Below are 12821 nucleotides of genomic sequence, written 5' to 3'. Positions count from 1 at the left end.
CCACCCGCGTCGGCGCCGTCCGCCCGGCACGCGTCGAGACCGACCGCGGCACGGTGCGGGCAGCACACGTGCTCCGCGCCACCGAGGGGTTCACCGCCCGGCTGGCCGGCGAACGTCGTACCTGGCTGCCGATGAACTCCTCCCTCGTGGTCACCGAACCGCTGCCCGCCGCGTTCTGGGAGGCCGTCGGCTGGGAGGGCCGCGAGGTCCTGGGCGACATGGCGCACGCCTACATGTACGCCCAGCGCACCGCCGACGACCGGATCGCGTTCGGCGGCCGCGGCGTGCCGTACCGCTTCGGCTCCCGCATCGACACCGACGGCCGTACCCCCGAGTCGACCATCGCCGCCCTGGGTGACCTGATGCACCGGTTCTTCCCGGCCCTCGGCGCCCGCCCGCCGCGGCTGGCGCACGCCTGGTCGGGGGTGCTGGGTGTGCCGCGCGACTGGTCGGCGACGGTGTCCTACGACGCGGGCACCGGGCTCGGGCACGCGGGCGGCTACGTCGGGACCGGGGTGGCGACCACCCAGCTCGCCGGCCGGACCCTCGCCGACCTCGTCCTGGGCCGCGACACCGAGCGCACCCGGCTGCCGTGGGTCGGCCACCGGGCCCGGCGCTGGGAGCCCGAACCGCTGCGCTGGCTCGGCGTGCAGGCCATGTACGCCGCCTACCGCGCCGCCGACCGCGCCGAGGACGGGTCCCGGACCACGACGTCCCCGCTGGCGCGCATCGCGGACCGGGTGTCGGGGCGTTGAGCGGGCAGCGTACGTTCTCGGGGTGAGTGTTCCCTCCCTGTCCGACCCGCTCGACCTGGCGCACGGCCCCAGCTGGCCCAACCGCCTCGCCCTGGCCCCGCTGACCAACCTGCAGAGCCACCGCGACGGCACCGTCTCCGACGACGAGCGCGGCTGGCTGGCCGCACGGGCCCGCGGAGGGTTCGGGCACGTCTCCACCGCCGCCGCCTGGGTACGCTGCGACGGGCACACGTGGGACGGGCAGCTCGGCGCGGCCACCGAGGAGCACGACGAGGGCCTGGCCCGTCTGGCCGCCACCCTGCGGGAGACCGGCACCACCTCCTCGGTGCAGCTGCACCACGGCGGCAAGCGCGCCACGCCGGCCCTGCACGGCCTCGACAACGTCAGCGCCGCGGCGGACGCGGAGCGCCACACGCGTGCGCTCAGCACCGCCGAGGTCGAGGAGGTCGTCGACTCCTTCGTGCAGGCCGCGGTGATGGCCGAGTACGCCGGGTTCGACGGCGTCTCCGTGCACGCCGCCCACGGTTACCTGCTGGGTCAGTTCCTCGACCCGCGCAGCAACGAGCGGACCGACCGGTACGGCGGCTCGGTGGTCAACCGGCTGCGGATCGTCCTCGACGTCCTCGCCGGCATCCGCGAGGCGACCAGCAGCGACTTCCAGGTCGGGGTGCGCCTCACCCCCGAGGGGTACGGGATCCCGCTCGTCGAGGGGCGTGAGCACGCGCGCGAGGTGTTCGCCTCCGGGCTGGTCGACCACGTCGACATGTCGTTGTGGGACGTCTACATGGCACCCCGTCGCGACGACTCGGGTGGCCGGATCATCGACCGCTTCGTCGACCTCGAGCGTGGTGAGGCCCGCCTCGGCGTCACCGGCAAGGTCCTGGGCGCCGCCGACGCGCGCTGGTGCCTGGAGCAGGGCGCCGACTACGTGGGCGTGGGGATCGGCGCGATCCTGCACCACGACTTCGCCCGGCGGGCGCTCGCCGAGGCCGACTTCACGGCCCGTGGCCTGCCGGTGACCCGCGACGACCTGCGCGCCGAGCACCTCGGCGAGGCGTTCATCGACTACCTGGCCGACGACTGGGACGACTTCGTCTCCTGAGCCGTACGCCTCAGCCGGACGTGGTGCACTCCAGCCACACGGCCTGGCGCTGCACCGGGTCGCCCAGGTCCACGGCGGCCACCTCGAGGATCCGGGGCAGCCGGTTGCGCACGGTGTTCGGGTGCACGTCCAGCACTCGGGCGGCACCCGGGAGGTCGCCCCAGTGGTCCAGCACCGCGCGCAGCGTGGCGACGTACGGCGTGCCGTGGGCCCGGTCGTGCGCGGCGAGCCGCTCGGTGGGGGACCCGAGGGGAGGTCCGCCCATCCCGCGCGCCGCCCGTGCGAGCAGGACGTCGGCCCAGCGTTGCTCCAGGGTCTCGGCTGCGCCGTGGGCCACGGCGGCGACCTCGACGGACTGGTGACGTGAGTCCGGCAGGCTCGCCGTCACGTCGACGGAGGCTCCGGCGTGGGCGGTCAGCCCGCTGAGCTGGGCGGCCTCGCTGCCGGCCACGCGCGCCAGCCAGCGCCAGGTGCCGGCGCTCTCCCCGACCGCGCCGACGACGGCGTGCAGGTGGCCGTCGACGTCGCCGAGGAGCGGCTGGTTCCAGCCGCGGCGACGCAGCTGGGTGCTCCACGCCGCGAGCCGGTCCTCGGTCGACAGGTTCTCGCGCGGGCCCGAGAGGGTGGCCACCCGCCACGGTCCGGTGCCGAGCCAGTCGCCGAGACCGGGTTCGTCCCCGGACCCGCGGAGCAGGGCCCGCACCTGTTCGAGACGCACCTGCTGGTGCAGGTCGTGCTGGGACCGCAGCCGGAGCAGGTGCAGGGCGACCACGTCGACGGCGACGCGGACCTGGGCGACCCGTTCGGCGGGCACCTCGTCGTCGACGACCGCCCACACCGACCCGAGCCACTCGCCGCCGGCCCGGACGGGCACCACGAACCGCGGTCGCATGTCGCTGCCGCCGGCCGGCACGAACAGCGGCTCGTCGCTGCTGGTCAGGTGGCGGAAGACGCCGAGCGCACGCAGCCGGTCACGCACCTCGCGCGGGACGCGGCGGCCGATGATGGTCGAGGCGCGCGCCGGGTCGACGTCCTCCTGCCCGCTGGAGTACGCCAGGACGCGCGACTGCGCGTCCTCGACCGTGACCGGGGCCTGCAGGACGGCGCCGATCCGGTCGGCCAGGTCGAACAGGTCCGCGTACGGGTCGGGCGTGCCCGCCGCGCCGGACGTGGTGGCGAGGCTGGAGCGCAGCAGCGTGTGCGCGGCCGTCCAGGTGGCCTCGGGGGAGAGGGCGAGCAGGGGGAGACCGGCGTCGCGGCAGTGGCGTACGACAGCCGGGTCGTGGGCGAGCTCCTCGCGCAGCACCAGTCCGGCGGCCGCGCTGCCGGCGCCGGTCGTGGCGAGCTGGTCGACCACCGCCTGGGCCGAGGCGGCACCGACCAGCAGCAGCAGGTCGCCGGGCTCGGCGGCTGCGCGGGTGCCGGGCTCGACGATCTCGACGGCCCGCACGGGGCGCTCCTCCCCCCGGTGCACCACACTCACCAGGGCGGCAGGCAGCGAGTCGAGGACGCTGCCGAGGGTCCGCTGCGACGTCTGCTCGGCCATGACACCTCCTGTGGGAAACGTACAACAGGTGACTTCGAGAATGTCCGGATCTGACAGGGCGGAGCGTGGTGCCACGGGCGATGCTCGTGCGGAGCAGCCCGCACCCCGTACGCCCAGGAGGACCCGTGTCGAACCCCGCCGCACCCGCCACCGCCCCCCGTGACGTCGCCGTCGTCGGTGCCGGCATGGTCGGTCTGGCCACCGCCTGGCACCTGCGCCAGCAGGGCGTCGAGGTGACGGTGCACGACCGGGTGGGTGTCGCGGCCGGTGCCTCGTGGGGCAACGCCGGATGGCTGACGCCCGGCATCGCCACCCCGCTGCCCGAGCCGGCGGTGCTGCGGTACGGGGTCAAGGCGCTGGTGAGCCCGAGCTCGCCCCTGTACATCCCGCCGAGCGCCGACCCGCGCCTGATCAGGTTCCTGCTCGGGTTCGCCCGGCACAGCACCGCCAAGCAGTGGCGCCGCGCGATGGGCGCGCTCATCGCCGTCAACGGTCAGGCGCTGGCCGCGTTCGACCGGCTCGCCGAGGGCGGGGTCGCCGAGCCGACCCACGAGGCCAAGTCGTTCCTCGCCGCCTACCGCACCGCGGCCGAGCGGGCGACCCTGCTGGAGGAGATCGAGCAGATCCACGCGGCCGGGCAGTCGATCGAGTTCGACGTGCTCAACGGGGACGACGCCCGCGAGGTCGAGCCGGCCCTGTCCGGGGAGATCGGCGCCGCGATCCGGCTCCACGGCCAGCGCTTCATCAACCCCGGCCAGTACGTCGAGGCGCTGGCCGCCTCGGCGCGGTCGTACGGCGTGCGGATTGTGGAGAACTCCGACGTGCTCGAGGTGGTCGACCTCGGCGGCAAGGTCCGTGTCGTGACCGCGCACGGCAGCACGGAGCACGACGCGGTGGTGCTCGCCTCGGGCGCCCACCTCAACACCCTCGGCAACGACTTCGGGATCAAGCTGGTCGTCCAAGCCGGTCGCGGGTACAGCTTCAGCGTGCCGATCGAGCACGTGCCGTCGGGCCCGGTCTACTTCCCGGCGCAGCGGGTGGCGTGCACGCCGCTGGGCGACCGGCTGCGGGTCGCCGGGATGATGGAGTTCCGCGAGCCCGGCGCGCCGCTCGACCAGCGGCGGATCGCCGCCATCACCGCCGCCGCGCGCCCGCTGCTGCGCGGGGCCGACCTCGACGACCGCCGCGACGAGTGGGTGGGGTCGCGGCCGTGCACCCGCGACGGGCTGCCGCTGATCGGCGCCACCGCCTCCCCGCGGGTCTTCGCCGCGGGCGGTCACGGCATGTGGGGCATCACCCTGGGGCCGGTCACCGGCGAGCTGCTGGCCCGTCGGATGGTCACGGGACGCCCGGTGCCGGAGCTGGCGCCGTTCGACCCGCTGCGCTGATCTCGAGGCGGGGCAGCACCCGGCCGGGGACCGACCCGCTCGGCGACTCGCCCGTCCGTACGGCCCCGTGGTGGAGGTAGAACGCCTCGGCCCCGGGATCGGCGTCCAGCGACAGTCGGGTGAAGCCGCGCACCGCCGCCTCGTGCAGCGCGTGGCGCAGCAGCAGTCCACCGACACCGGTGCCGATCGCGGCGGGGTCGACGAAGAGGGCTGCCAGCTCGCCGGCGGGCGGCTCGCCCTCGAGGAGGACGAACCCGGCCAGGGCGTCGTCGGCCTCAGCGACCCACATCCGCCCCGACGCGCACGTCTCCGCGTCGTAGGTGAGCTCCACGCGGCACGCCTCCAGGAACTCCGCCGAGTAGCCCCAGTGGCCCTTCGAGGCCAGGGCGAGGGCGGAGACGGCGGCGTGCTCGTCGGCACGCGCCGGGCGGATCCGTGGAGGTGTCACGAGCACCACGCTACGGCCGGTCGGGCGCCGTCCCGGACCGTCTTCTGAGCGTCTCCACGACAAAGTTGAAGGTTTTTTGAGATTTTCCGGGAAACCGGTGACAGCCCCTTGAACGGCCCTCTAAAGTTTTCCTCAGAACCCGCGGCGACCCGAGACGCCGCGGGTTCGCTCCATTTCTGGAGCAGCCTCAGAGCAGCTTGCCGGACGGGTCCGCCTCGGCCCGCACCCGCTTCGTGCGCCGCGCTGCCGAGAGGCGTCGGGCGCCCAGACCGAGGCCGGCCTCGGTGAGCACCAGCGTCGCCGCGAAGGCGGCCGTACGACCGCGGGACAGCTCGGTGCGGGTGCCGACCAGGACCCGGTGGGCCCCGTACGCCAGCCCAGCGCGCACGGCAGCCAGCCCGAGCAGCGTGGGGGTGTCCACGTGGGTCGCCAGGGCGCGGCGGTACTGCGTCTGCTGCTCGGCCGGCGGGAGCAGGTCGAACTCCGGGCCCGCCAGCACGACCATGGAGCCCTGGGCGACGACGACGCGTGGCTCGCTCGTCCATGTCGGCATCACCCGCAGTGGGACCTCGCCGGTCAACGGCGTGAAGTTGCTCTGCGGGGCGACCAGCTCGCCCCGCCCGAAGGCGGCCCGGGCACCCACCTGCTGGGCGACCACGCCGGCCTGGGTCGCCGCCGTCATCCACAGCGCCCGACGCAGCACCGCCGCCGAGCTCCGGGGCTTGCGCCGTACGCCCCACGCCGTTGCCGCGCCGTCGGCCACGGTGCCGACCGTGGTGAGGGTGGCGGGGTGGGCGGCGACGGCCTTGATCCGGTCGACGAGCATCGGTTCTCCTGTAGTCGGGGGACTCCGGTCCACCCTATTTGTCCCCGGAAACGACGGCACCGCCGACGGCACCACGAGGGGCGCCGCGGCGGTGCCGGGTGGATCAGAACGCGGCCTCGTCCATCTCCATCAGCTCCAGGTCGACCGCCTCGCCGATGGCGCGCTCGGCGGAGACGCGGGGCAGGTTGGTGCGGGCGAAGAACTTCGCCGCCTGGACCTTGCCCTCGTAGAACGCCCGGTCGGTGCCCGTGACGCCCTCGGCCAGACGGGCGGCCGCGATCTCGGCACCGCGCAGCAGCAGCCAGGCGCACACGACGTCGCCCAGGGCCATCAGCAGGCGGGTGGTGTTGAGGCCGACCTTGTAGATGTTCTTGATCTCGTCCTGGGCGGACATGAGGTCGTTGATCATGTGGCTGACCATCGCCTGCGCGTCCTCGAGGCCCTTGGCGAGGAGCTCGCGCTCCACCTTGAGGCTGGCGCCGCCGGCCTCGCCCGCGATGAACGCCTGGATCTCGCCGGCCAGGTGGCCCAGGGCGCGGCCCTGGTCCTTGACGATCTTGCGGAAGAAGAAGTCCTGGCCCTGGATCGCGGTGGTGCCCTCGTACAGGGTGTCGATCTTGGCGTCGCGGACGTACTGCTCGATCGGGTACTCCTGCAGGAAGCCGGAGCCGCCGAAGGTCTGCAGGGACTCGGTGCCGAGCAGGACCCAGGAGCGCTCGGAGCCGTAGCCCTTGACGATCGGGAGCAGCAGGTCGTTGACGGCCTCGGCCAGCTTGGCGTCCTCGGAGGCGCCCAGGCCGCCGTGCTCGAGGACCTGGATCTGGTCCTGCCAGGACGCCGTGTAGAGGACGAGCGAGCGCATGGCCTCGGCGAACGACTTCTGGGTCATCAGCGAGCGGCGCACGTCGGGGTGGTGGGTGATGGTGACGCGCGGCGCGGTCTTGGCGTTGTCGGCCAGGTCGGCGCCCTGGACGCGCTCCTTGGCGTACTCCAGGGCGTTGAGGTAACCCGTCGAGAGGGTGGCGATGGCCTTGGTGCCCACCATCATGCGGGCGTTCTCGATGACGTCGAACATCTGGGCGATGCCGTCGTGCACCTCGCCGACCAGCCAGCCCTTGGCGGGCTCGCCGCCGCCGACCTGCGGGTCGCCGAAGGTGACCTCGCACGTGTTGGAGACCTTGATGCCCATCTTGTGCTCGACGTTGGTGACGTAGATGCCGTTGCGCTCGCCGGTCAGCTCGCCGGTCTCGTGGTCGAAGTGGTGCTTGGGCATCCAGAAGAGCGACAGACCCTTCGTGCCCGGACCACCGACGCCCTCGATCCCCTCGGGGCGGGCGAGCACGAGGTGCATGATGTTCTCGCTCATGTCGTGCTCGGCGGAGGTGATGAACCGCTTCACGCCGGTGACGTTCCACGAGCCGTCCTCGTTGAGGGTGGCCTTGGCGCGCCCGGCGCCCACGTCGGAGCCCGCGTCGGGCTCGGTGAGCACCATGGTGCAGCCCCACTGGCGCTCGACCATGATCTGGGCGACGCGCTTGTCGCGCTCGACGCCGTGGGCGTTGTTCCACACCACACCGGCGAACGGGGCGCCGGCGGCGTACATCCAGACGGGGGCGTTGGCGCCGAGCACCATCTCGCCCAGGGCCCATACCAGGCTCGGCGGGGCCGGCGTGCCGCCCAGCTCCTCGCGGATCTGCAGGCGCCAGAACTCGGCGTCCATCCAGGCGTTGTACGACTTCTTGAACGACTCGCCGATGGGGGCGGTGTGGGTCGTGGGGTCGAAGACCGGCGGGTTGCGGTCGGAGTCCTCGTAGGAGGCGGCCAGGTCCTCGCGGGACAGGCGCTCGACCTCGGCCAGGACCTCGCGTGCGGTCTCGGAGTCGACCTCGGCGAACGGGCCGGTGCCCAGCACGTCGTCGCGACCGAGCAGCTCGAAGAGGTTGAACTCGATGTCGCGCAGGTTGGTCTTGTAGTGGCTCACGGGATCCACGTTCCTCTCTGGGACTGACAGTCTTCGCAGTCCGGTGCAGGATGGCTCGCCTTGCGCGAGCACGGGCCGAGCAGCTCCGGTGCTACTGGCCGGTAACATCCATGATGCAACGCGTTCTCGTTGCACGCAACACGACAACTGTGCGGATCCGCCACATTGCACGTGACCTGGGTCACGTCGTGATCCGAGGGTTCCCAGCCGTACGGTCCGTGCGCCGCGACGCGGCCGAAGAGGGGCGAGTCGAGTGACTGGGGTGGATTTCTGACACAATCGCCCCCATGCGTGTCTCAGCCAAGTCCGACTACGCCCTGCGGGCCTTGATCGAGATCGCGAGCCGCGCCGAGGGCGGCCCGATCAGCGCCGAGGCACTCGGCAAGGCCCAGGACATCCCGCACGGGTTCCTCCAGGCCATCCTCGCCGACCTCCGCCGCGCGGGCGTCGTGCTCTCCCAGCGCGGCCAGTCCGGCGGCTGGCGCTTCGCCCGCGACCCCGGCACCGTGTCGGTCGCTGACGTGATCCGCGCCGTCGACGGCCCCCTCGTCTCCGTGTACGGCCTGCGCCCCGAGTCGGTCGAGTACGGCGAGTCCACCGAGGTCCTGCAGCGCGTCTGGATCGCCGCCCGCAGCGCCCTGCGCGACGTGTTCGAGCAGGTCAGCATCCAGCAGCTCGCGGACGGGTCGCTGCCCGGTGGGGTGATGGCACTGACTGTCGATGAAGATGCGTGGCAGCCGCACTGAGGGTTCTGCCTGCTGAGGTGGGTGGGTACGGCGTACCCCTAGAACATGTTCCAGTTCGCCGCTAGCCTCCCGCCATGACCCTGAACCCCGCGGACTACTGCGACGCCATCGAGTGGCACGGCCCCCTCGACGCCCACCCCGCCCGCGAGGCCGCGCTGCGGTCGTACGCCGCCGTCTCGCGCAAGGACCTCGCCGAGTGGCTGACCGTGTACAGCCCCGATGCCCTGCTCGAGGACCCGGTCGGCCCGTCGATGTTCGACATGGAGGGCAAGGGGCACCGCGGGCATGCGGGCATCAGCGCCTTCTTCGAGGCGGCGATCGCGCCGATCGACAACTTCAGGTTCGTCGTACGCGACTCGTTCGCCAACCCCGGCTCCAACACGTGCGCCAACATCGGCCAGATCCGTACGGCCTTCGCCGACGGTTCGCACACCACGACGGACCTGATCATGGTCTACACGGTCGGCGACGACGGCCTGATCGTGTCGATGCGCGCCTTCTGGGAGCCCGAGCGCACGATGGCGACCTTCGCCAAGCCCGACTGAGGCGCGTGGCCGTCGGCCTCACCCGGCCGACGGGCTCAGCGCCGCCCGCACGACCAGGTCGGCGAGGCGTGCGAGGTCCGGGTCCGACATCGGGGCCCGCAGGATCGTGGAGCTCACCACGATCGGGCTGATCAGCATCAGCAGCAGCGTGTCCACCTCGGCGCCGTCGTCGAGGTGGCGCGCGCGCCGGGCGTCCGCGACGACGGTGCGCAGGGCGACGGTGTGGGACCCGAAGGCCCGCCTGCTCAGGCGGGACAGTTCGTCGTCGGGCGCGAGAGCGGCGAGCCCGTCGACCAGGATCGTGGTGGGTCGGGTCGAGAAGTCGCGGAACCGGCGGGCGAACTCGTGCACGTCGGCGGCGAGGTCACCGGTGGCCGTGAAGGCGAAGTCCCCGTACGCGCTGCGCAGTGCGTCGTGGATCAGTTCCGTGCGGTCCGGCCAGCGCCGGTGGAGCGTACGCCGGCTGACCCCGGAACGCTGCGCGAGGTCGCTGTAGCTGAAGTCGAGCCCGCGTGCCTGGAGCTCGGCGATCACGGCGTCGTGCACGGCGATGCGGTTGAGCTCGGTGCGTCCGCCGGGCCGTGCCGTGCCGTGCCTGGGTGCGTCCTCGCTGCTCAACTCCGCCACGCGGCCGACCGTACAGGGTGGGACTGGGGCTGGCGCCACCGCGGTTAATGGCACATAGTGAGCCATTAACAACAGGAGGTTCCATGAATCAGTACGACGTCATCGTGATCGGTGCCGGTTTCGCCGGCGCGACGGCAGCCCGGGAGTGCGCCAGCCGCGGCCTGCGGACCCTGGTCCTCGAGGCCCGCGACCGCACCGGCGGTCGCTCGGGCAGCACCACGCTGTCCGACGGGACGGTCGCGGACATCGGCGGGACCTTCGTGAACTGGACGCAGCCGCACGTGTGGGCCGAGATCAGCCGCTACGGCCTGACCGACCACGTGGTGCCCGGGACCGTCGCCCCGCAGTGGATGGTGACGCGCCGCGGCGGCGAGCTCGTGTGGGACGACTACGCGCCCGTGGCCGCCTTCGAGCGAGCCTGCTTCGAGAAGGTCGTGCACCTCTCCGCGGAGGTCTTCCCCAACCTCGCCAACCCGCTGCAGAACCTGGAGGCGGTCCGCGCCGCCGACCAGCTCACCGTGGCCGAAGCCCTCGAGCAGATGGATCTCACCGACCACGAGCGCATGTTCCTCGGCCGCAGCCTCAGCGCGTACGCGTCCCTGCCGCCCGAGGAGGCGTCCTGGTCGGGCGTCCTGCGCTGGTTCGCCATGGGGCAGGGCGACTACGACGAGTTCATGACGATGCTGATGACGTACAAGCTCAAGTGCGGCACCGGCGAGCTGCTCGACCGCATCCTGGCCGACGGGGGCGCGGAGCTCCGCCTCAACAGCCCCGTCCGGGCGGTCACCTCCGGGGCCGACGGGGTCGAGGTCACCCTCGCGGACGGTGAGGTCTGCCGCGCCCGGTCGGTCGTGGTCGCCGTGCCGTCGGGCGTGTGGCAGGACCTCGACCTCACGCCGCCGCTGGCGCCGGCGCAGCTCGACGCCTCCCGCGAGGGGATGCAGGCCACCTGGTCCGGCAAGGCGGTGGCGGTCATCAGGGGCGAGACCCGGCCCCTCTTCTTCCGTGGTGACGCGTCCCTGCCGTTCAGCTTCTTCACCCAGTCGGTGACCGGGCCGGACGAGCAGATCGTCGCCTTCTACCCGGGGTCCGAGACGCTCGACATCTCCGACCCGGACGTCGTGCGCAACGCGATCGAGGAGGCGTTGCCGTACGTCACGGTGGTGGACTGCGCCGGCGACACGTACCTGCCCCAGGACCCGTCGCTGCGCGGCGCCTGGGCGTTCCTGCGCCCCGGGCAGCTGACCAAGTACCGGCCGCACGAGGAGTTCACCCGTCTCGACGAGCGGGTCGTCTTCGCGACCTCCGACATCGCCCGCTTGTTCCACAGCTTCATCGACGGGGCGATCGAGTCGGGCCTGCGAGCGGCTGGAGAGGTGCGTACGCTGCTCAGCCCGCGAACTCCAGCACGCTGATCGTCGGCCGCAGGTCACGTACGCCGGGCAGGTCCGCGACCCGCAGCAGCGCCTTGTCCCACGGGCGCGCCGGCGGCACGGGGACCTCGTGGCCCGCCACGACGCCGGGGATCGCCTCGACGACGGCGGCGAGGTCGCTGGAGCGCTGGCTGTGCGGCATCGGCGGCGTCGTGTACGCCTTGCTCAGCCGCGCCTTGCCGCGCAGCGTCATGGCGCTGAACCACGGCGGCACCGAGTCGTACACGAGGCGGCCGCCCGGGAAGCGGGCCGCGCAGTCGGCGACGAGGGCGTGCACCTCCTCGCGCGGCAGGTACATGAACAGCCCCTCCGCCGAGACCAGCGCCGGCCCGGCGGGGACCTCGTCCAGCCAGGCGCGGTCGAGGGCGGACATCGCGAGGCGCCGCACCGCGGGCTCGGCGGGCAGCAGGCGCTCGGCCAGGACCACGGACTCGGGCAGGTCGACCGAGTACCAGGCGACGTCGGGGCGGCCGAGGCGCCAGTACGCCGTCTGCAGGCCCTCGCCCAGCGCGACCACGGGCCCGGACGGGTGCTCGTCGAGGAACCCGCGCACCACCGCGTCGAACGCCGCCGCCCGCTGCGAGTGACCCGGCCCGGGCCTCCCGAACCGGCTGAAGTCCTCGCCCGCGAGTGCCCGGTAGAGGCGTACGGCCTCCGGGTCGGGGAACCGCGAACCCGGACGCAGCGCCTCCTCGGCGCGGTTGCGCAGCGTCCACAGTGCGGTCTCCGGGACGTCGTGCAGGTCGGCTCGGCTCATCGTTCCCCTCCCAAGGACGGCGAGCGCCACAGCCTAGGGGCTGGTGCCGACGTCAGTCCTTGACGTCCGCGAGCCACTGGACCAGTGGCCGCAGCTCGCGCCAGTCGTCGCGGACCCGGTCGAGGAGCCCGGGGCCGATCGCGTCGGCCTCCCAGCCGTACGGCCGCCCGACGAACAACTGCTTGTGCCGCAGCAGCTCGATGCGCGGGTGGTCCTTGTCGTAGCCGCGCGGAGCGGTCTTGAGGGTGTCGCCGCCGATCTCCCAGCCGTCGGACTCGTACGCTGCGACGAGCTTCTCGAGACGCTTGCCCGACAGGTCGTTGTCGATCGCTTCCCGGACCGCCGCGAGACGGCCGCCGGTGGCCTCGTAGAAGCCGGCGCCGACGCGGGTGCCCTTCGCGGAGAGCTCGAAGTACCACCCCGTCGCGGGCCCGGCGGCGACGAACGCGCCCTGGTGGGTCTTGTACGGCGTCTTGTCCTTCGCGAAGCGGACGTCGCGGTACGGGCGGAAGATCTTCATCGCGCCGAACTCGGACTCCAGCTCGGCGGCCAGGGCCTGCATCGGCGCCTTCACCGCTTCCGCGTAGACCTCCTTGTGGGCCTCCCAGAACGCCTTGGAGTTGTCCACCTCGAGGTCGTCGTAGAAGTCGAGCGCCGCGACGGGGAA

The 12821-nt window shown here is 72.7% G+C and carries 13 protein-coding genes; 6 read left to right on the top strand and 7 right to left on the bottom strand.

What is annotated here, in order from left to right:
• Both ACI379_RS07080 and ACI379_RS07075 read left to right on the top strand, forming a co-directional pair.
• A partial coding sequence (locus ACI379_RS07080; protein WP_439791378.1) for an NAD(P)/FAD-dependent oxidoreductase occupies positions 1-755 on the top strand: 755 nt, incomplete at its 5' end.
• 22 nt (positions 756-777) lie between these two features.
• Positions 778-1857 (top strand): NADH:flavin oxidoreductase, encoded by a 1080-nt coding sequence (locus ACI379_RS07075; RefSeq protein ID WP_439791377.1) that lies wholly within the window; start codon positions 778-780, stop codon positions 1855-1857.
• Positions 1858-1867: 10 nt separating this feature from the next.
• Here ACI379_RS07075 and ACI379_RS07070 read toward each other — a convergent pair whose 3' ends face one another.
• Complete coding sequence (locus ACI379_RS07070; RefSeq protein WP_439791376.1) at positions 1868-3403, bottom strand: PucR family transcriptional regulator; 1536 nt, start codon at positions 3401-3403, stop codon at positions 1868-1870.
• Between the two features lie 125 nt (positions 3404-3528).
• Between ACI379_RS07070 and ACI379_RS07065 the strand changes: the two genes are divergently transcribed.
• Positions 3529-4791, top strand: a complete 1263-nt coding sequence (locus tag ACI379_RS07065) for an NAD(P)/FAD-dependent oxidoreductase (protein WP_439791375.1) — start codon at positions 3529-3531, stop codon at positions 4789-4791.
• Here ACI379_RS07065 and ACI379_RS07060 read toward each other — a convergent pair.
• The 3 genes from ACI379_RS07060 to ACI379_RS07050 all read right to left on the bottom strand — a co-directional run bounded on the left by ACI379_RS07060 (position 4742) and on the right by ACI379_RS07050 (position 8046).
• Complete coding sequence (locus ACI379_RS07060) at positions 4742-5239, bottom strand: GNAT family N-acetyltransferase (RefSeq protein WP_439791374.1); 498 nt, start codon at positions 5237-5239, stop codon at positions 4742-4744. The two genes, ACI379_RS07065 and ACI379_RS07060, sit on opposite strands and share 50 nt — an antisense overlap.
• Before the next feature lie 187 nt (positions 5240-5426).
• Positions 5427-6065, bottom strand: coding sequence for a hypothetical protein (locus ACI379_RS07055; protein ID WP_439791373.1), 639 nt, complete (start codon positions 6063-6065; stop codon positions 5427-5429).
• Positions 6066-6168: 103 nt separating this feature from the next.
• Entirely contained in the window at positions 6169-8046 is a 1878-nt protein-coding gene (locus tag ACI379_RS07050) for an acyl-CoA dehydrogenase (protein ID WP_439791372.1), read from the bottom strand.
• Positions 8047-8333: 287 nt separating this feature from the next.
• On the opposite strand from ACI379_RS07050, the gene ACI379_RS07045 reads away from it, so the two are divergent.
• Both ACI379_RS07045 and ACI379_RS07040 read left to right on the top strand, forming a co-directional pair.
• On the top strand, positions 8334-8792 hold the full coding sequence (locus tag ACI379_RS07045; RefSeq protein WP_439791371.1) for an RrF2 family transcriptional regulator: 459 nt from the start codon (positions 8334-8336) through the stop codon (positions 8790-8792).
• 74 nt (positions 8793-8866) lie between these two features.
• A complete protein-coding gene (locus ACI379_RS07040) occupies positions 8867-9337 on the top strand; it encodes a nuclear transport factor 2 family protein (RefSeq protein WP_439791370.1) in 471 nt (156 codons plus the stop codon).
• Positions 9338-9355: 18 nt separating this feature from the next.
• Here ACI379_RS07040 and ACI379_RS07035 read toward each other — a convergent pair whose 3' ends face one another.
• Entirely contained in the window at positions 9356-9964 is a 609-nt protein-coding gene (locus ACI379_RS07035; RefSeq protein ID WP_439791369.1) for a TetR/AcrR family transcriptional regulator, read from the bottom strand.
• A gap of 83 nt (positions 9965-10047) precedes the next feature.
• Here ACI379_RS07035 and ACI379_RS07030 point away from each other — a divergent pair, with 83 nt between their 5' ends.
• Positions 10048-11379, top strand: coding sequence for a flavin monoamine oxidase family protein (locus tag ACI379_RS07030; protein WP_439791368.1), 1332 nt, complete (start codon positions 10048-10050; stop codon positions 11377-11379).
• Here ACI379_RS07030 and ACI379_RS07025 read toward each other — a convergent pair.
• Together ACI379_RS07025 and ACI379_RS07020 are read right to left on the bottom strand one after the other, a co-directional pair.
• The gene (locus ACI379_RS07025; protein ID WP_439791367.1) at positions 11354-12154 is read right to left on the bottom strand and encodes a class I SAM-dependent methyltransferase; all 801 of its coding nucleotides are present in this window, start codon (positions 12152-12154) and stop codon (positions 11354-11356) included. The two genes, ACI379_RS07030 and ACI379_RS07025, sit on opposite strands and share 26 nt — an antisense overlap.
• A gap of 52 nt (positions 12155-12206) precedes the next feature.
• The coding region (locus ACI379_RS07020; RefSeq protein WP_439791366.1) for a DUF2461 domain-containing protein at positions 12207-12821 on the bottom strand (615 nt) is incomplete at its 5' end.

This window comes from Nocardioides sp. (assembly GCF_051876515.1).
Classification (GTDB): Bacteria; Actinomycetota; Actinomycetes; order Propionibacteriales; family Nocardioidaceae; genus Nocardioides.
Note: the sequence above shows the minus strand (reverse complement) of the source record. Positions and strands in the feature narration are given on the sequence as shown.

Coding starts and splice junctions, on each gene's coding strand:
- ACI379_RS07030 (WP_439791368.1), top strand. CDS start 10,048: ATGAATCAGTACGACGTCATCGTGATCGGTGCCGGTTTCGCCGGCGCG.
- ACI379_RS07045 (WP_439791371.1), top strand. CDS start 8,334: ATGCGTGTCTCAGCCAAGTCCGACTACGCCCTGCGGGCCTTGATCGAG.
- ACI379_RS07040 (WP_439791370.1), top strand. CDS start 8,867: ATGACCCTGAACCCCGCGGACTACTGCGACGCCATCGAGTGGCACGGC.
- ACI379_RS07055 (WP_439791373.1), bottom strand. CDS start 6,065: ATGCTCGTCGACCGGATCAAGGCCGTCGCCGCCCACCCCGCCACCCTC.
- ACI379_RS07025 (WP_439791367.1), bottom strand. CDS start 12,154: ATGAGCCGAGCCGACCTGCACGACGTCCCGGAGACCGCACTGTGGACG.
- ACI379_RS07070 (WP_439791376.1), bottom strand. CDS start 3,403: ATGGCCGAGCAGACGTCGCAGCGGACCCTCGGCAGCGTCCTCGACTCG.